The sequence below is a fragment of the Streptomyces sp. 184 genome (assembly GCF_045781775.1).
In the GTDB taxonomy this organism is placed as follows: Bacteria; Actinomycetota; Actinomycetes; order Streptomycetales; family Streptomycetaceae; genus Streptomyces.
On record NZ_CP123230.1, the window covers coordinates 1 to 18628 of the forward strand.

An 18628-nucleotide genomic window follows, 5' to 3' on the forward strand; every position below is an offset into this window, starting at 1 on the left:
GTGACTACCGTGGCTGGACTTCCGACCCTTGCGCGGATCCATCCCACCCGTCCCGAGATCACACCTTCGTGACCTGCCGTGACCTGAAAGAGCGTGACCCGTGGCCGACCTGCCTGCCGATCTCGCTGCAGTCTGGCCACGCGTTCTGGAGCGACTGCTCGCGGACGACCAGGGCATCGAGGCCAAGGATCACCGCTGGCTGCGGGACTGCCAGCCGCTCGTCCTGGTCGCCGGCACCGCCGTGCTGGCCGTGCCCAACGAGTACGCCAAGGGCGTCTTCGAGGGCCGACTCGCCTCCAAGATCACCGATGCGCTGAGCCACGCCTGCCACCAGCCGATCGGCCTGGCCGTCACCGTCAGCCCCGGTGAGCCGGAGTCGAAGCAGCCGCAGCAGGCACCGCCCCCGCCGCCGGGCCCCGAGCCGGGCGGGCACGGTCCGCACTCACCCCACGGCCCGCAGGGGCCACAGGGCCCGCAGCCGCCCGCGCACGAGCAGGGGCCGCACCCGGGCGCCCCGCACCTCCCCCTGCCCCACACCGCCGCGCAGCCGCCGCACCAGAGCCACCAGCCGCCGCCGCACCAGGGCCACGGTGGCCCGCAGCCCGAGCCGCCGTACGACGCGTACGGCCGCCCTGTGCCCGGGGACGACCGCCTCCCCACCGCCGCCCCGACGTACCCCGACTACGCCCAGCCGCGCCCGGCGCCGGCCGCCTGGCCCCGTGCCGACCACCACCCGGGCCCGCCCGGCGCGCAGCCGGACGCCGCGGGCACCGACAGCACGGACTTCTACACGGCCCACGACCACCTCGCGCAGCGGCCCGCCCACGACAGGTACGCCCACCCCGGGGGCCACTCCGGCGGGCACGCGGGCGGCCATCCCGGCGGGCACGGCCCCTCCGGCGCCCCGATCCCGCCGCGGGTGCAGGCCATGGGCAACGTCGAGCTGCCGGTGCCCAGCGGCGCGCCCGGGCCGCTCGCGGCCCAGCCCGCCCCGGCCACCGGCCCCGGGGAGCCGACCGCGCGGCTGAACCCGAAGTACCTCTTCGACACCTTCGTCATCGGCGCCTCCAACCGCTTCGCGCACGCCGCGGCTGTCGCCGTCGCCGAGGCCCCGGCCAAGGCGTACAACCCGCTGTTCATCTACGGCGAGTCCGGTCTGGGCAAGACGCACCTGCTGCACGCCATCGGCCACTACGCCCGCAGCCTCTACCCGGGCACCCGGGTGCGCTACGTCAGCTCCGAGGAGTTCACCAACGAGTTCATCAACTCCATCCGCGACGGCAAGGCGGACACGTTCCGCAAGCGCTACCGCGACATGGACATCCTGCTGGTCGACGACATCCAGTTCCTGGCGAGCAAGGAGTCGACGCAGGAGGAGTTCTTCCACACCTTCAACACCCTGCACAACGCCAACAAGCAGATCGTGCTCTCCAGCGACCGGCCGCCCAAACAACTGATCACCCTGGAGGACCGGCTCCGCAACCGCTTCGAGTGGGGCCTGATCACCGACGTGCAGCCGCCGGAGCTGGAGACCAGGATCGCGATCCTGCGCAAGAAGGCGGTCCAGGAGCAACTGAACGCGCCGCCCGAGGTACTGGAGTTCATCGCCTCGCGGATCTCCCGCAACATCCGCGAACTGGAAGGCGCCCTGATCAGGGTCACGGCCTTCGCCTCGCTCAACCGGCAGCCGGTCGACCTCGGGCTCACCGAGATCGTGCTGAAGGACCTCATCCCCGGCGGCGAGGACTCGGCACCGGAGATCACCGCGGCCGCGATCATGGCCGCCACCGCCGACTACTTCGGGCTGACGGTGGAAGACCTGTGCGGCTCCTCCCGCAGCCGCGTGCTGGTCACCGCACGCCAGATCGCCATGTACCTGTGCCGGGAGCTGACGGACCTCTCCCTGCCGAAGATCGGCGCCCAGTTCGGCAACCGGGACCACACCACCGTCATGCACGCGGACCGCAAGATCCGGGCGCTGATGGCCGAGCGGCGCTCGATCTACAACCAGGTCACCGAGCTGACCAACCGCATCAAGAACAGCTAGCGGCCCCGCCGCCACCGTTCCGTACGTCCCTCTCCACCCCTCTGCGGCCCCCTGCGCCTGCCGCGCCCACGGCGCCCGCCGCGCCGCCGTGCCCCTCCTGTCGCCCGCTCCCGCACCGCGCCGTGGCCACGCGTCCGCCGCTTCTGCACCGCGGCTGTCCACGCGTCCGCCCGCCCCGGGCGCGTACCCGAACAGCCGAGCACCCGCGTGCTGTTCGATTCCCGACCCTGACCAGGCACTTCTCCACACCCCGGCGGCTTTTCCGCCGTCCACACCCTGGGGACCGGCGAGTTACCCACGGGCGCATGTGGACGCGATCTGGACAACCCGCGTCCGCGCAGCTCACCGGCGTGTGGATTTGTGGGCGGCCGTTGCCCACAACCTGTGGACACCGTCGGCGGCCGCGACCGGCGCCGAGCGCTGTCCACCGAGGAAGACCACTCACCCACAGAAAACACTGCTCTGTACACAGCCTGTCCACAAGTTTGTCCACTGTTCGGCAACGCAACGCGCCCCTTCACCGTGTCGAGTGAAAGCCGTCACACCGAAGGCCAGGATTGGCTGTGCAGAAACCCGGGTAACTCTGGGGACGGAGCTGTGGCTAAGTGGCCCCTCCCTGTGAACGGCCTGTGCACAGCCGCGCCGTGTCCACAGGAATCTCGGGTTATCCACCCTTCGTCCCCAACCCGCCTGTGGGCAAATTTCGCGGGCTGACCTGCGCAGACAGGGTTTTCCACGGTTTCCACAGGCCCTACTACTACCTCTACACGTATCTAGCTCGGAATCCGCTTCGAAGCGGGGCCTGTGCACAACTGCGGTCGACGGCCTCCAGGAGCGGCAGCGACGAGTTGACCCCGACCTGCCCCCTGTGTCGGTGCCGTGCGTCAGACTGGTCCCCCACACCAACCGAGCCGGCAAGGGCCGAGAGCACCAGGAGGCGGTCTCCGTGAAGATCCGGGTGGAGCGCGACGTACTCGCGGAGGCAGTGGCGTGGGCAGCGCGCAGCCTCCCGGCCCGGCCGCCCGCGCCGGTGCTCGCGGGCCTGCTGCTGAAGGCCGACGGCGCGGACGGCGGGACGCTCAGCCTCTCCGGCTTCGACTACGAGGTCTCCGCCCGCGTCTCCGTGGAGGCGGATGTGGAGGAGGACGGCACCGTCCTCGTCTCCGGGCGGCTGCTGGCCGACATCTCCCGTGCACTTCCCAACCGGCCTGTGGAGATCTCCACGGACGGCGTCCGGGTCACCGTGGTCTGCGGCTCCTCGCGGTTCACACTCCACACCCTGCCTGTGGAGGAGTATCCGACGCTGCCGGAGATGCCGACCGCGACGGGCACGGTCTCCGGCGAGGTCTTCGCCTCCGCCGTCGCGCAGGTCGCCATCGCCGCCGGCCGGGACGACACCCTGCCGGTGCTCACGGGCGTGCGCATCGAGATCGAGGGCGACACGGTCACGCTGGCCTCCACGGACCGGTACCGCTTCGCGGTCCGCGAGTTCCTGTGGAAGCCGGAGACGGCCGACGCCTCCTCGGTGGCGCTCGTCCCCGCCAAGACGCTCCTGGACACGGCCAAGTCGCTGACCAGCGGTGACGTCGTGACCCTCGCGCTGTCGGGCGCCGGTGCCGGCGAGGGCCTGATCGGCTTCGAGGGCGCCGGGCGGAGGACGACGACGCGGCTGATCGAGGGCGACCTGCCGAAGTACCGCACGCTGTTCCCCACGGAGTTCAACTCGGTGGCGGTCATCGAGACCCCGCCGTTCGTCGAGGCCGTCAAGCGCGTGGCGCTGGTGGCCGAGCGGAACACTCCGGTGCGGCTGAGCTTCGAGCAGGGCGTGCTGACGCTGGAGGCCGGTTCGAGCGACGACGCACAGGCTGTGGAAAGGGTGGACGCGCAGTTGGAGGGCGACGACATCTCGATCGCCTTCAACCCCACGTTCCTGCTCGACGGGCTGAGCGCGATCGACTCGCCCGCGGCGCAGCTCTCCTTCACGACGTCGACGAAGCCGGCGCTGCTCAGCGGCAAGCCCGCGCTCGACGCAGAGGCGGACGAGGCGTACAAGTACCTGATCATGCCCGTACGGCTGAGCGGCTGAGGTCCGGCGTAGGCTCGGACCGGATATGACGCACAGATGGACGAAGGGGCAGTGATGGAGCTCGGTCTTGTGGGTCTCGGCCGGATGGGCGGGAACATGCGCGAGCGCATCCGGCGCGCGGGTCACACCGTCGTGGGGTACGACCGCAACCCGGATGTCGCCGATGTCCACAGCCTCCGGGACCTTGTGGACGCGCTGCCCGCCCCGCGCGTGGTCTGGGTGATGGTGCCCGCCGGTGCGGCCACGCAGTCGACCGTCGACGAGCTGGCCGAGCTGCTCGAACCCGGCGACGTCCTCGTGGACGGCGGCAACTCGCGCTGGACGGATGACGAGAAGCACGCCGCGGAGCTGGGCGCCAAGGGCGTCGGGTTCGTGGACTGCGGTGTCTCCGGTGGCGTGTGGGGGCTGGAGAACGGCTACGCGCTGATGTACGGCGGGGACGCCGAGCACGTGGCGCGGGTGCAGCCGGTCTTCGACGCGCTGAAGCCCGAGGGCGAGTTCGGCGCCGTGCACGCCGGCAAGGTCGGCGCCGGGCACTTCGCGAAGATGGTCCACAACGGCATCGAGTACGCGATGATGCAGGCTTTCGCCGAGGGCTGGGAGCTGCTGGAGGCCGCTGACTCGGTCACCGACGTGCGCGAGATCTTCCGCTCGTGGCAGGAGGGCACGGTCATCCGCTCCTGGCTGCTGGACCTGGCGGTCCGGGCGCTGGACGACGACGAGCACCTGGACAAGCTCCGCGGGTACGCGGAGGACTCCGGCGAGGGCCGGTGGACGGTGGAGGCGGCGATCGACCACGCGGTGCCGCTGCCGGCGATCACGGCGTCGCTGTTCGCCCGGTTCGCCTCGCGCCAGGACGACTCGCCGCAGATGAAGATGATCGCGGCACTGCGCAACCAGTTCGGTGGCCACGCGGTCAAGGAGGAGAAGTAGCTTGCCGGGCGGCCGGCGGGAGCGCCGGCCCGCTGTTCGCTGAATCGGCCGTGTGTGTAGGGAGGTCGGCGCCGGGCCATGTACGTCTCTCATCTCTCGCTGGCCGACTTCCGTTCGTATGAGCGGGCGGAGGTGCCCCTCGACCCGGGGGTGACGGCCTTCGTCGGGCCGAACGGCCAGGGCAAGACGAATCTGGTCGAAGCGGTCGGCTATCTCGCGACGCTGGGCAGCCACCGGGTGTCCGCGGACGCGCCGCTGGTGCGGATGGGTGCGGCGCGTGCGGTGGTACGGGCGGCGGTGACGCAGGACGGCCGGCAGCAGCTCGTGGAGCTGGAGCTGAACCCGGGCAAGGCGAACCGGGCGCGGCTGAACCGGTCGTCGCAGGTCCGGCCGCGCGACCTGCTGGGTGTGCTGCGCTCCGTGCTCTTCGCGCCGGAGGACCTGGCGCTGGTCAAGGGCGATCCGGATCAGCGGCGCCGGTTTCTCGACGAGCTGATCACGGCGCGGACGCCGCGGCTGGCGGGCGTGCGCAGCGACTACGACCGGGTGCTCAAGCAGCGCAACACCCTGCTGAAGACGGCCGCGATGGCGCGGCGGCACGGCGGCCGGCAACTGGATCTGTCGACGCTGGACGTGTGGGACCAGCATCTGGCGCGTGCCGGGGCGGAGTTGCTCGCGCAGCGGCTGGAGCTGATCGCGGTCCTCCAGCCGCTGGTGGACAAGGCGTACGAGCAGTTGGCGCCCGGCGGCGGTCCGGCGGCGTTCGAGTACCGGTCACCGGCCGGCGGGCGGTTCGCGGAGGCGCGTACGCGCGAGGAGTTCGCGGGGCTGCTGCTGGAGGCGATGGCGGAGGCGCGGAAGCAGGAGATCGAGCGGGGTGTGACGCTGGTGGGTCCGCACCGCGACGATCTGGTGCTGAAGCTGGGCGAGTTGCCGGCGAAGGGCTACGCGTCGCACGGGGAGTCGTGGTCGTACGCGCTGGCGCTGCGGCTCGCGTCGTACGAGCTGCTGCGCGGCGAGGGCGGCGGGGAGCCGGTGCTGGTGCTGGACGACGTGTTCGCGGAGCTGGACGCGCGGCGGCGGGAGCGGCTGGCGGAGCTGGTGGCGCCCGGCGAGCAGGTGCTGGTGACGGCGGCGGTGCCGGAGGACGTGCCGGGGGCGCTGGCGGGGGCGCGGTTCACGGTGGCCGACGGGCGGGTGGAGCGGGAATGAGCAAGGAGCCCGTACGTCCCGGAAGCACCGGACGCCCCGGACGCGCCGAAGACTCAGAGCACCCCGACTCTCCCGCGGACTCCGGTGATCCCGCGGCGCCCGCCGCTCCCGAGCCTTCCGGCGTCGATCTGGCGCGCGTGGCCCTGCGGGCGGCGCGCGCGGAGGCCCGTGCGCGGGGTGCGGCGGCGCAGCAGCGCCGGCAGGCGCGCCGCGGCGGCGGGCTGCGGTCGGGCGCCCGCGCGGACGGCCGTGATCCGCTGCCGCTGGGTGCCGCGGTGAGCCGGCTGATCACCGAGCGCGGCTGGGAGGCGCCGGCGGCGGTGGGCGGCGTGATGGGCCGCTGGCCGCAGCTCGTGGGGCCGGAGGTGGCGCAGCACTGCGCGCCCGAGACGTACGACGAGCAGGAGCGGGTGCTCGTGGTGAAGTGCGACTCCACGGCGTGGGCGACGCAGTTGCGGCTGCTGGCGCCGCAGTTGGTGGCGCGGCTCAACGAGGAGCTGGGGCACGGCACCGTGAAGCTGATCAAAGTGGTGGGTCCGGCGGGCGGCGGGCGGCGCTTCGGGCCGCTCCGGGCACCGGGGAGCCAGGGCCCCGGGGACACGTACGGGTAGGCCCGTACCTTCTGCTGAACCCGGGCGGCAAACCTGTGATGGAGTGAGGTCGGTCACAGTAGCTCATGGTTGACGCCCCGAAGCGCTGAGTGGCGCTCAGAGGCTCCGCAGGCCCCGGTGTGTGCAGCCCCCCTCGGCGGGCAGATGTTCAGGGCGCCACATGCGGGTTCAGGCACCTGCAAACCGCCATTCTGTCGTGAGCTACCGGTAGACTGGGGAGCAACCCGCCCACTTGCGGAATACGCTGACCAACAACGACGCGGCCGCTCCCGCTCAGCCAGGAGAGTGGCCAGCGCTGTGCCAGAAAGGGCGCTTCGTGGCCGATTCCGGCAACTCCAACGAGAACATCCCTGCCAGCGACAACGTGCCTCCAGGCGCCGACGGCGCCGCGGAGGCCGCCGTTGCCGCTGCCGAACGGGCACACGCCCGCGCGGAGGAGGCCGTCGAGGACGCGGCGTACGACGCAAGCGCGATCACGGTCCTTGAGGGCCTCGACGCCGTACGCAAGCGCCCGGGCATGTACATCGGCTCGACCGGTGAGCGCGGTCTGCACCACCTGGTGCAGGAGGTCGTGGACAACTCGGTGGACGAGGCGATGGCCGGCCACGCGGACGCGATCGAGGTGACGCTGCTCGCCGACGGCGGCGTGCGCGTCATCGACAACGGCCGCGGCATCCCGGTGGGCATCGTGCCGTCGGAGAACAAGCCGGCGGTGGAGGTCGTGCTGACCGTGCTGCACGCGGGCGGCAAGTTCGGCGGCGGCGGGTACGCGGTCTCCGGCGGCCTGCACGGCGTCGGCGTCTCCGTGGTCAACGCGCTGTCGAGCCGCCTGGCGGTGGAGGTCAGGACCGAGGGCTACCGCTGGACGCAGGACTACAAGCTGGGCATCCCGACCGAGCCGCTGGCGCGGAACGAGGCCACGGACGAGACCGGCACCACGGTCACGTTCTGGGCGGACGGCGATGTCTTCGAGACGACGGACTACTCGTTCGAGACCCTGTCGCGCCGCTTCCAGGAGATGGCGTTCCTCAACAAGGGGCTGTCGATCACGCTGACCGACGAGCGGGCAGCGGCCAAGCAGACCTCCGGCGCGGACACCGCGGGCGCCGCGGACGAGGACAAGGCGCGCAGCGTCACGTACCACTACGAGGGCGGCATCTCCGACTTCGTACGCCACCTGAACTCGCGCAAGGGCGAGCCGGTGCACCCCTCGGTGATCGACTTCGAGGCCGAGGACACCGACCGCAAGATCTCCGTCGAGATCGCGATGCAGTGGAACACGCAGTACAGCGAGGGCGTCTACTCGTTCGCGAACACGATCCACACGCACGAGGGCGGCACGCACGAGGAGGGTTTCCGGGCGGCGCTCACGGGCCTGGTGAACCGGTACGCGCGCGACAAGAAGCTGCTGCGCGAGAAGGACGACAACCTCACCGGCGAGGACATCCGCGAGGGTCTGACCTCGATCATCTCGGTCAAGCTCGCCGAGCCGCAGTTCGAGGGCCAGACGAAGACCAAGCTGGGCAACACGGAGGCGAAGACCTTCGTGCAGAAGGTCACGCACGAGCACCTGACGGACTGGCTGGACCGGAACCCCAACGAGGCGGCGGACATCGTCCGCAAGTCCATCCAGGCGGCGACGGCCCGGGTGGCGGCCCGCAAGGCGCGCGACCTGACGCGCCGCAAGGGGCTGCTGGAGACGGCGTCGCTGCCGGGCAAGCTGAGCGACTGCCAGTCGAACGACCCGGCCAAGTGCGAGATCTTCATCGTGGAGGGCGACTCCGCGGGCGGCTCGGCGAAGTCCGGCCGCAACCCGCGGTACCAGGCGATCCTCCCGATCCGCGGCAAGATCCTCAACGTGGAGAAGGCCCGTATCGACAGGGTTCTCCAGAACCAGGAGGTGCAGGCGCTGATCTCGGCGTTCGGCACCGGCATCCACGAGGACTTCGACCTCGGCAAGCTGCGCTATCACAAGATCGTGCTGATGGCCGACGCGGACGTCGACGGGCAGCACATCCAGACGCTGCTGCTGACCCTGCTGTTCCGCTTCATGCGCCCGCTGATCGAGGGCGGGCACGTGTTCCTGGCCCAGCCCCCGCTGTACAAGATCAAGTGGACCCGGGACGAGTTCGAGTACGCCTACTCCGACCGCGAGCGCGACCAGCTCATCCAGCTCGGCCGCTCCCAGGGCAAGCGGGTCCGGGACGACTCGATCCAGCGCTTCAAGGGCCTGGGCGAGATGAACGCGGAGGAACTGCGGATCACCACCATGGACCAGGCGCACCGTGTGCTGCGCCAGGTGACGCTCGACGACGCCGCCGCTGCCGACGACCTGTTCTCGGTGCTGATGGGCGAGGACGTCGAGGCACGCCGCTCGTTCATCCAGCGCAACGCCAAGGACGTCCGCTTCCTCGACATCTGAGTCGGCCCCGCCCGGGCGGCCCCGCCCGGGCCCCCGGGGCTCCCCGGGCTCCCCGCCAGGGGTGCGACCGACCGCCTTCGAGACCTCTTTCGAAAAGGTAGAAAAGACCCGCATGGCCGACGAGCTCACTCCCCAGACTCCCGACCCGCAGCCGGACGGCGAGGGCGAAGACGGCGGCATCGTGCTGCGCGTGGACGCCGTCTCGCTCGAAACGGAGATGCAGCGCAGCTATCTCGACTACGCGATGAGCGTGATCGTCTCGCGTGCGCTGCCGGACATCCGCGACGGCCTGAAGCCGGTGCACCGCCGCGTGCTGTACTCGATGTACGAGGGCGGCTACCGCCCCGAACGCGGGTACTTCAAGTGCGCCCGCGTCGTCGGCGACGTGATGGGCAACTACCACCCGCACGGCGACTCCGCGATCTACGACGCCCTGGTGCGCCTGGCGCAGCCGTGGTCGATGCGGATGCCGCTCGTCGACGGCAACGGCAACTTCGGCTCCCCGGGCAACGACCCGGCCGCCGCCATGCGCTACACCGAGTGCCGCATGGCGCAACTGGCGATGGAGATGCTCCGCGACATCGACGAGGAGACCGTCGACTTCGGGGACAACTACGACGGCCGCTCCCAGGAGCCGGCCGTCCTGCCCGCCCGCTTCCCGAACCTGCTGATCAACGGCTCGGCGGGGATCGCGGTCGGCATGGCGACGAACATCCCGCCGCACAACCTGCGGGAGGTCGCCGAGGGGGTCCAGTGGTACCTGGAGCACCCCGAGGCCACCAACGACGAGCTGCTGGAAGCCCTCCTGGCGCGCATCAAGGGCCCCGACTTCCCCAGCGGCGCGCTGGTCGTCGGCCGCAGGGGCATCGAGGAGGCGTACCGCACCGGCCGCGGGGCGATCCCGATGCGCGCGGTGGTCGAGGTGGAGGAGATCCAGGACCGGCAGTGCCTGGTGGTCACCGAGCTGCCGTACCAGGTCAACCCCGACAACCTCGCGCAGAAGATCGCCGACGGCGTGAAGGACGGCCGGCTGACGGGCATCGCCGACGTCCGGGACGAGACCTCGTCGCGTACGGGCCAGCGGCTGGTCATCGTGCTGCGCCGGGACGCCGTCGCGAAGGTCGTGCTGAACAACCTCTACAAGCACACCGACCTCCAGACGAACTTCGGCGCGAACATGCTGGCGCTCGTCGACGGCGTGCCGCGCACGCTGTCGCTGGACGCCTTCATCCGCCACTGGGTGGACCACCAGATCGACGTCATCGTCCGCCGCACCACCTTCCGGCTGCGCAAGGCCGAGGAGCGGGCGCACATCCTGCGCGGCCTGCTGAAGGCGCTGGACGCGATCGACGAGGTCATCGCGCTGATCCGGGCCTCGCAGACGGTGGACGTGGCGCGCCGGGGCCTGATGGACCTGCTGGAGATCGACGAGATCCAGTCGAACGCCATCCTGGAGATGCAGTTGCGCCGGCTGGCCGCCCTGGAGCGGCAGAAGATCACCGCCGAGCACGACGACCTCCAGGAGAAGATCGACGACTACACCTCGATCCTCGCCTCCCCCGAGCGGCAGCGGCTGATCATCAGCGAGGAGCTGGCGGCGATCGTCGCGAAGTTCGGCGACGACCGGCGTACGCAGCTCGTGCCCTTCGACGGCGACGTGTCCATCGAGGACCTGATCGCCGAGGAGGACATCGTCGTCACGATCACCCGTGGCGGCTATGTGAAGCGGACGAAGAGCACCGACTACCGCGCGCAGAAGCGCGGCGGCAAGGGTGTACGCGGGGCGCGGCTGCGCGAGGACGACATCGTCGACCACTTCTTCGTCTCCACCACCCACCACTGGCTGCTGTTCTTCACGAACAAGGGCCGGGTGTACCGCGCCAAGGCGTACGAGCTGCCGGACGCCGGCCGCGACGCCAAGGGCCAGCACGTCGCGAACCTGCTGGCGTTCCAGCCCGACGAGCACATCGCGGAGATCCTGGCGATCAGGGACTACGCCGCCGCGCCGTACCTGGTGCTCGCCACCAAGGCCGGGCTGGTGAAGAAGACGGTGCTCAAGGACTACGACTCGCCCCGCCAGGGCGGCGTCATCGCGATCAACCTGCGGGAGATGCCGGACGGCTCGCCCGACGAGGTGATCGGCGCCGAGCTGGTCTCGTCCGAGGACGACCTGCTGCTCGTCAGCAGAAAGGCGCAATCGATCCGGTTCACCGCAACGGACGAGGCGCTGCGCCCGATGGGCCGCGCCACCTCCGGTGTGAAGGGCATGAGCTTCCGCGAGGGTGACGAACTCCTCTCGATGAATGTCGTGCGGCCCGGTACGTTCGTGTTCACCGCCACCGACGGCGGGTACGCGAAGCGTACGAACGTGGACGATTACCGCGTTCAGGGACGAGGCGGACTCGGCATCAAGGCGGCGAAGCTGGTGGAGGACCGGGGCTCGCTGGTGGGCGCGCTGGTGGTGGAGGAGTCCGACGAGATCCTCGCCATCACGCTCGGCGGCGGCGTGATCCGTACGCGGGTCGACGAGGTCAGGGAGACGGGCCGTGACACCATGGGCGTCCAACTGATCAACCTGGGCAAGCGGGACGCCGTGGTCGGCATCGCGCGGAACGCCGAAGCCGGCCGGGAGGCGGAGGAGGTCGAGGAGGCCGCCGTCGCCGCCGTCGCCGCGGACGAGGCCGGGAACACGGACGCCGGGGCCCAGGGCCCCGCCGCGGACGGTGAAGGCGAGGAGTAGGTCGTGAGTGGAGGCACGGGTGCCGGCGCCGGTCCGGCGGCCGAGGGGTACGCGCAGCCGGACCCCCCGCCCGGTCCGGACGCCGCCGGCGGCGGGCACGGCCGGCGCGGACGCAGACGCGGCGCCTCCGGCCCCCCGGGAGCCGGAGGCACCGAGGCGGACCCGCAGGGGCACGCGTACCCGTACGACAGCGCCCCCGAGGGCCCCATGCCCCCGCCGGCGGCCGCACCCGCCGCCCCGCCGGCGCCGCACCACCCGCCCCAGGCGTACACCCCGCCGCCCGGCATGGCCGCCGGCGGCGCGGGGGCGCGGACGGCGGTGCGCGGCGGCCAGGCGCAGGGCCAGGCGTACGAGCAGGGGTACGACCAGGCCCAGCAGTCGGCCGCGGGCGTACGCAGGTCGCGTACTGGCGCCCGCACGGTGCCGCGCACCCGCAAGGCGCGGCTGCGGATCGCGAAGGCCGACCCGTGGTCGGTGATGAAGGTCAGCTTCCTGCTCTCCATCGCGCTCGGCATCTGCACGATCGTGGCGGTGACGGTGCTGTGGATGGTGCTGGACGCGATGGGCGTCTTCAGCACGGTCGGCGGCACGATCAGCGAGGCCACCGGCTCGGACGACTCGGCCGGCTTCGACCTGGAGTCGTTCCTGTCGCTGCCCCGGGTGGTCGCGTTCACGGCGGTGGTGGCGCTGATCGACGTGGTCCTCGCCACGGCGCTGGCGACGCTGGGCGCGTTCATCTACAACCTCTCCGCGGGCTTCGTCGGCGGCATCGAGGTCACGCTCGCGGAGGACGAGTAGCGGCGGCCGGGGCCACCCGGTATCGATTTGGGCCGCGGCTCGGCGGTGGGGTAATCTCTGTGCAGCGCGCGGCTATAGCTCAGTCGGTTAGAGCGCATCCCTGATAAGGATGAGGCCCCAGGTTCAAGTCCTGGTAGCCGCACCGGAAACGTCGAAGGGCGCCTTCTCGTGACGAGGAGGCGCCCTTCGGGTTTTCACGCGTGTACGTGTCCGGACACCGGCCGGGTCTGCTTCGCCGGACGGGGGAGGAACGGGACCAGGAGCATCGAGGCGGCGGTGATGACGCCGGCGGCCAGGAAGGCGCGGGCGTAGCCGTCCTCGGGGGTGCCGTGGCCGGCGGAGGCGACCGCGCCGAGGATCGCCAGGCCCAGTACCGCGCCGATCTGGCGGGAGGTGTTGACCAGGCCGGAGACGCCGCCGGCGTCCCGTTCGCCGACGCCGGAGGTGGACACGTCGGTGAGGAGCGCCAGCAGGATCGCCTGGCCCGCGGCCATCGGGAGCGCCGGGCCCAGGATCGCCGAGACGAACGTGCCGTCCGCGTCCATGGCCGCCGCCTGCCACAGGAAGCCGCCGCCCGTCAGCAGCCCGCCCACGACCGTCATCGTGCGGCTGCCGAAGCGGGCGGAGAGGCGGGGGGCGAACTGGGAGGCGACGATGAGCGCGGCGGTGTGCGGGAGGAAGGCCAGGCCGGTGCGGATGGCGCTGTAGTCGAGGACGGTCTGCATGTAGAGGGTGAGGAAGTACCAGAGCGCGAAGGCGCCGACCATGCTGACGAGCGTCACGACGTTGCCGACGGCCACCGCGCGGATGCGGAAGAGCCGCAGCGGCATCAGCGGCTGCGCGGACCGCGCCTCCACGGCCACGAAGCCCGCCAGTGCCGCCAGCCCGGCCAGCAGCGGCAGCAGTGCGGAGCCGGCGGTCCAGCCGGCGGACTCGGTCTCGGTGATGCCGTACGCCACGGCGCCGACGCCGCCGGTGACGAGCACGGCGCCGGGGAGGTCGAGGGCGGGGCGGTCGGCGTCGGGGTGGTGCTCGCGCAGCCAGAGCAGCACGACGGCGCCGACGGCGACGCCGATGGGCACGTTGATCAGCAGCACCCAGCGCCACGACGCCAGGTCGGTGAGCGCGCCGCCGATGAGCCCGCCGGTGGCGCCGCCGGCGGCGCCGACCGCCGTCCAGGCGGCGATGGCGCGGGTACGGGCCGCGCCCTCGGGCAGGGCCCGGGTCAGCAGGGAGAGCGTCACGGGCGCCAGGAAGGCGGCGCCGACGCCCTGGGCGGCGCGGGCGGTGATGAGCACGGCGTCGCTCTGCGCCAGGCCGCCGGCGAGGCTGGCGGCGGCGAAGAGGGCGAGTCCGGTGAGGTAGATGCGCTTGGGGCCGAGGAGGTCGGAGAGCCGGCCGCCGAGCAGGAGGAAGCCTGCGAAGGTGAGGGCGTAGCCGTTGACGACCCACTGGAGCGCGCCGCCGCTGAGGGCGAGGTCGTCGCGCATGCTGGGCAGGGCGACGTTGACGACGGAGACGTCGAGGACGACGAGGAACTGGCCGATGTACGAGGCGAGCAGCACGGGCCAGAGCCGCGACGGGGCGCTGGCCGCGGGGCCGGCGGCAGGGGCGGCTGGGGCGAACGCAGGGGCGAACGCAGGGGCGGCCGTGGGGGTGCGGGGGGACGGTGGGGTGCCGGTCGGGTCGGTCGTATCGCCGGGGTCGGTCGTGTCGGTGGCGTCGTGCGTCGTCATGGACGCCATCGTGCGCGGCGGACGGGTGGGCGCGGATCGGGCGCCGGATGGAGCCGGGGCGGGGACTTAGGTCCTAGTGCCGTCCTGGTGCCGTGGTCCCGAGCCCGGCGCCGGTGTCGTTTGCGCTGTGTATCATCGGGCCTCGTAGTCCCAATGTCTCTGGAAGGACGAGGTAGCGCGGTGAAGAAGCTGTTCCTGATCGCTTTGGCCGCTCTGGGCGGGCTTCTCGTGTACCGCCAGATCCAGGCGGATCGCGCCGAGCAAGACCTGTGGACGGAGGCCACCGACTCGGTGCCCTCCTCTTCGGGCGTCTGAGACGCGAGAGTTCCGAGCAGAGCCGCCCGTTCGCGGGCCGGCCCTGGGCCCCGGCCCCGCCGCTTCTGCGGCGGTGCGGCTGGGGCTTCGGCATGACCGGAGTGCTGTTGCACGACCGTGACGCACGCCCCCTGTTATTTGCTACTGCACACGTTTTACGGTGCATGAGCACATGGCGGAGACACGAGGGGGACATGTCATGGGAGCACCACTTCGCGTACGAGGGCGATGGCCCGCGTACGCCGGCGCGGCCGCGGCACTCGCCGCCGCGCTGACCGCCGGCCCGCTGCCGGCGGCGACCGCCGCACCCGCCGCGCCGGCGAGGCCCGGCGCACCCACCGAGGCCGCGCCGACCGGCGGCGGCCTGGTGATGGTGCTGGACTCGTCCGGCTCCATGGCCGAGGACGACGGCTCCGGCGCCACCCGTATCGAGTCCGCCCGCGAGGCCGTCGGCACCGTCGTCGACGCCATGCCCGACGGCTACCCGACCGGCCTGCGCGTCTACGGTGCCGACCGCCCCAGCGGCTGCACCGACACCCGTCTCGCCGTTCCCGTCGAGGAGTTGGACCGGGGCCGCATCAAGGACGCCGTAGCAGATGTGAAGCCGAAGGGCGACACGCCCATCGGCTATTCGCTGCAACGGGCCGCCAGGGATCTCCCCGAGCGCCCGCCCGGCGCCCTCGGCCACCGCTCGATCCTCCTCGTCTCCGACGGCGAGGACAGTTGCGGCACCCCCGACCCCTGCGAGGTCGCGGAGCGACTCGGCGAGACCGGCGGCGCCTTCGGCGCGCTGCGCATCGACACGGTCGGCTTCCAGGTCGGCGGCAGGGCCCGGGACGAGCTGAAGTGCATCGCGGAGAAGGGGCACGGCGCGTACTACGACGCACCCGACGCCGACGCGCTCGCCCGCCAGCTCCAGCGCGCGGCCCGCCTGTCGGCGGACGGCTACCGCTTCCGCGGCGACCCCGTCGAGGGCGGCCTCGCCCGCAGGGGCGCCGCGGACATCGCGCCCGGCCAGTACCTCGACAGCATCGGCGCCGGCGAGACCAAGTGGTACGCCGCCGAGCTGGACGCCGCCTCCGCCGCCGACTTCGGCGTCACCGCCGTGCCGCAGCCGGGTGTGCCCGTCGCGTACGGCGACGGCATCGAGCTGGAGCTGCACGCCACCGACGACTACGACACCCGGTGCGACGCGCAGCGCGACATCTTCGGGCAGGACGAGGGCGCGCAGCCGCTGACCAACGCGGTCAGCCGCATCCCCAGCGACGAGGGCGGCGAGACCTGCGACGCCGCCGGCCGCTATCTGCTCAGCGTCCACCGCACCAGCGACCCCGGCTCCGACCAGGCCCGCTGGCCGCTGGAGCTGGTCTTCGGCGAGGAGGAGCCGCTGCCCGACGGCGTCACGCCCGCGCAGTCCGAGCCCGAGTACGGGCCGGCCGGCGAGGAGGGCGCCGCGCTGCCCACCGCCGCTCCGGAGGACATCACCGGAGGCACCGGCTTCAACGACGCGAAGGCCCTCGGCCCCGGCGTCTGGCGCGACGAACTCCTGCCCGCGCAGATGCGCTTCTACAAGGTCGACGTCGGCTGGGGCCAGCAGCTCCGCTACCGCGTCGAGTTCGCCAACGAGCCCACGCTCGACGGCGCCGCCGGCGTCTCCAGCTTCGCCGACACCGACCTCTACGCCCCCGGCCGCTCCGTCGTCGGCGACGGCCCGTTCAGCAGCGACCGGAGCTACTACGGTGAGCCCGTCGCCTCCGACCTCGGTACGGTGCCGGTGAGCTGGACCAACCGCTACGAGACCGACACCGAGGTCGTGCCCGTGCGGCGCGGCGGCGCGTACTACCTGTCGGTCTCGCTGGGGCCGGAGGCCGCGCGGTTCGCGGAGAACACGGCCATCGGCGTCGTGCTGCGGGTCGACGTGCTGGGCGAGGAGAAGTCCGGCCCGCGGCACGGGGCGCCGGCCGTCGCCAACGACAAGGGCGGCGACAAGGGCGGCGGCGGGGGTGACGGGAAGGGTGCGCGGGCCGGGGCGGACGAGGAATCATCGGACTCCGTCCTGCCGCTCGCCGGCGGGATCGCGGGGGCCGTGCTGCTCGTCGGCGCGGGCGCCGCGTTCGTGATCGTACGGAACCGGAAGCGGCCGGCGACGCCGGAAGCAGCGGCAGGCAACGGCGTAAGGGGTGGATGGTGAGAACGCGAACGACGGCGGGGCCGGCCGCGGCGGTGGTGGCGCTGGGTGCGCTGGCAGCGCTCCCGGCGGCGGCTCCGGCCGCGGTGGCGGCGCCCGCGACGGGTCCGGCTCCGGCCGCGGCGAAGGCGAACCAGCCGGTCGACGCGGACGAGTACCGGACGGCGAAGGACGCCGAGTCCATCGAGGGCGCCGCGAGCAGCACCGGCGGCGAGCAGATGGCGGCCGGCAGGACGTACACCGACTCCATCGCCCCGGGCGACAAGCACTACTACAGCGTCACGCTCGACGCGAAGTCCAATGCCTGGATATCCGCCGTGGCCGTGCCGAAGCCGGGCGCCAAGGTCGCGTACGGCGACGGCATCGAGCTGGAGCTGGAGAGCAAGGGCGGCGACCGGTGCAGCAGCTCCGACGTCGACTTCCGTGCCGACGGCGGCGCCCGGCCGATCGCCAACTACGTCTGGCGCGTGGCCCAGCCGGACGGGCAGTGCCAGGAGGCCGGGGTCTACAACCTCATCGTCACCCGCGTCAGCGAGGCGACCTCCACCCCGGAGGACTGGTCGCTGGAGCTGCGCTTCATGGAGGAGCCGCCGCTGGCGAAGGCGGAGCCCACGACCCCGCCCGACCCCGAGTCGATCCCCACGCAGCCACCGCCCCCGCCGACCGACAAGGCGGAGCGGCGCGAGGGCGGCACCGGGTTCAACGACGCGGTCGGCATCGACCACGGCGTGTGGACGGACCGGATCAAGCCGGGCGACACCCACTTCTACCGGGTGCCGCTGGACTGGGGCCAGCAGCTCTTCCTCCAGACCGAGTTCGGTACGACGCAGGTCAGCGACGACTCGGCGTACGCCTCGAACGGGGTGCGGGTCGACTTCTACAACCCCGCGCGCGGGTTCATCGCCACCGAGGACGAGACGTACTACGGCGACGACCCCGCGGCGCTCCCGGCGCTGGGGCCGCCGGTGGCGTACGAGAACCGCTACGCGGTCTACAACGGCGACATCGGCAACGTCGGCTTCGCGGGCTGGTACTACATCGCGGTGACCGTGTCGGAGGAGGTCGGCGAGTTCACGGACGGCCCGGTGCCGGTGGAACTGCGCACGACGATCAAGGGCGAGCCGCAGGAGGGCCCGGCGTACGACGGGGACGCGGAGGCGGCCGGGTTCGCCGTGACCGACGAGGACCGCGACACGGCGGCGGAGGGCACGCCGGCCGGTGAGAGCGGCGACGGTGACGGTGCCGGGAAGAAGATCCTGGCGATCGCCGGGATCGCCGCGGGCGTGCTGCTGCTGGCGGGCCTGGGCCTGTGGACGCTGCTGGCGCGGCGCCGGGCGGTGCCGGTCGCGGGCGGCCCGCAGGTGGCGGGCGAGGACACGCAGACGGCGCCCGGCGCGTACGGCAACGGGCCCGCGGGCCGGCCGTACGGCGAGGGGTACCCGCCGCAGCCGCCGCCCCCGCCGCAGCAGAACTGGCGGCAGTAGGGAGGCAGTCGGGGCGCGGGGCGTCGGGGCGCAGGTCGTCGGGGCGCCGGGCGTAC

12 protein-coding genes and 1 tRNA gene are annotated in these 18628 nt (G+C 72.2%); 12 read left to right on the plus strand and 1 reads right to left on the minus strand.

Going from position 1 to position 18628, the window contains the following annotated elements:
- The first annotated feature begins 100 nt into the window (after positions 1-100).
- The 9 genes from dnaA (at position 101) to QBL21_RS00045 (ending at position 12991) form a co-directional block, all read left to right on the plus strand.
- Positions 101-2047 carry a chromosomal replication initiator protein DnaA gene (dnaA, locus tag QBL21_RS00005; RefSeq protein WP_407559856.1) on the plus strand — a complete coding sequence of 649 codons (1947 nt, stop codon included), beginning with the start codon at positions 101-103 and terminating at the stop codon, positions 2045-2047.
- A gap of 946 nt (positions 2048-2993) precedes the next feature.
- Positions 2994-4133 carry a DNA polymerase III subunit beta gene (gene dnaN / locus QBL21_RS00010; protein WP_407559857.1) on the plus strand — a complete coding sequence of 380 codons (1140 nt, stop codon included), beginning with the start codon at positions 2994-2996 and terminating at the stop codon, positions 4131-4133.
- 54 nt (positions 4134-4187) lie between these two features.
- Positions 4188-5066: a phosphogluconate dehydrogenase (NAD(+)-dependent, decarboxylating) gene (gnd, locus tag QBL21_RS00015; RefSeq protein WP_407559858.1), complete on the plus strand. Its 879-nt coding sequence runs from the start codon at positions 4188-4190 to the stop codon at positions 5064-5066.
- 78 nt (positions 5067-5144) lie between these two features.
- Positions 5145-6278: a DNA replication/repair protein RecF gene (recF, locus tag QBL21_RS00020; RefSeq protein ID WP_407559859.1), complete on the plus strand. Its 1134-nt coding sequence runs from the start codon at positions 5145-5147 to the stop codon at positions 6276-6278.
- Positions 6275-6889 (plus strand): DUF721 domain-containing protein, encoded by a 615-nt coding sequence (locus tag QBL21_RS00025; protein WP_407559860.1) that lies wholly within the window; start codon positions 6275-6277, stop codon positions 6887-6889. The genes recF and QBL21_RS00025 overlap by 4 nt, the downstream gene beginning before the upstream one ends.
- A 316-nt stretch (positions 6890-7205) precedes the next feature.
- The gene (gyrB, locus tag QBL21_RS00030; protein ID WP_407559861.1) at positions 7206-9311 is read left to right on the plus strand and encodes a DNA topoisomerase (ATP-hydrolyzing) subunit B; all 2106 of its coding nucleotides are present in this window, start codon (positions 7206-7208) and stop codon (positions 9309-9311) included.
- 112 nt (positions 9312-9423) lie between these two features.
- Positions 9424-12051 (plus strand): DNA gyrase subunit A, encoded by a 2628-nt coding sequence (gyrA, locus tag QBL21_RS00035; protein ID WP_407559862.1) that lies wholly within the window; start codon positions 9424-9426, stop codon positions 12049-12051.
- Between the two features lie 3 nt (positions 12052-12054).
- A complete protein-coding gene (locus tag QBL21_RS00040; protein WP_407559863.1) occupies positions 12055-12849 on the plus strand; it encodes a DUF3566 domain-containing protein in 795 nt (264 codons plus the stop codon).
- A 68-nt stretch (positions 12850-12917) separates the two neighbouring features.
- Positions 12918-12991, plus strand: a tRNA-Ile gene (locus tag QBL21_RS00045).
- 52 nt (positions 12992-13043) lie between these two features.
- On the opposite strand, the gene QBL21_RS00050 is transcribed toward QBL21_RS00045, so the two are convergent.
- Positions 13044-14585, minus strand: a complete 1542-nt coding sequence (locus tag QBL21_RS00050) for an MFS transporter (RefSeq protein WP_407559864.1) — start codon at positions 14583-14585, stop codon at positions 13044-13046.
- A gap of 180 nt (positions 14586-14765) precedes the next feature.
- Between QBL21_RS00050 and QBL21_RS00055 the strand changes: the two genes are divergently transcribed.
- The 3 genes from QBL21_RS00055 (at position 14766) to QBL21_RS00065 (ending at position 18572) form a co-directional block, all read left to right on the plus strand.
- On the plus strand, positions 14766-14900 hold the full coding sequence (locus QBL21_RS00055) for a DLW-39 family protein (protein WP_018838829.1): 135 nt from the start codon (positions 14766-14768) through the stop codon (positions 14898-14900).
- Between the two features lie 199 nt (positions 14901-15099).
- Entirely contained in the window at positions 15100-17091 is a 1992-nt protein-coding gene (locus QBL21_RS00060; protein WP_407559865.1) for a vWA domain-containing protein, read from the plus strand.
- Positions 17085-18572 carry a hypothetical protein gene (locus QBL21_RS00065; protein WP_407559866.1) on the plus strand — a complete coding sequence of 496 codons (1488 nt, stop codon included), beginning with the start codon at positions 17085-17087 and terminating at the stop codon, positions 18570-18572. The genes QBL21_RS00060 and QBL21_RS00065 overlap by 7 nt, the downstream gene beginning before the upstream one ends.
- Positions 18573-18628: the final 56 nt, after the last annotated feature.

Coding starts and splice junctions, on each gene's coding strand:
- gnd (WP_407559858.1), top strand. CDS start 4,188: ATGGAGCTCGGTCTTGTGGGTCTCGGCCGGATGGGCGGGAACATGCGC.
- gyrA (WP_407559862.1), top strand. CDS start 9,424: ATGGCCGACGAGCTCACTCCCCAGACTCCCGACCCGCAGCCGGACGGC.
- QBL21_RS00050 (WP_407559864.1), bottom strand. CDS start 14,585: ATGACGACGCACGACGCCACCGACACGACCGACCCCGGCGATACGACC.
- QBL21_RS00065 (WP_407559866.1), top strand. CDS start 17,085: ATGGTGAGAACGCGAACGACGGCGGGGCCGGCCGCGGCGGTGGTGGCG.
- recF (WP_407559859.1), top strand. CDS start 5,145: ATGTACGTCTCTCATCTCTCGCTGGCCGACTTCCGTTCGTATGAGCGG.
- QBL21_RS00025 (WP_407559860.1), top strand. CDS start 6,275: ATGAGCAAGGAGCCCGTACGTCCCGGAAGCACCGGACGCCCCGGACGC.
- QBL21_RS00060 (WP_407559865.1), top strand. CDS start 15,100: ATGGGAGCACCACTTCGCGTACGAGGGCGATGGCCCGCGTACGCCGGC.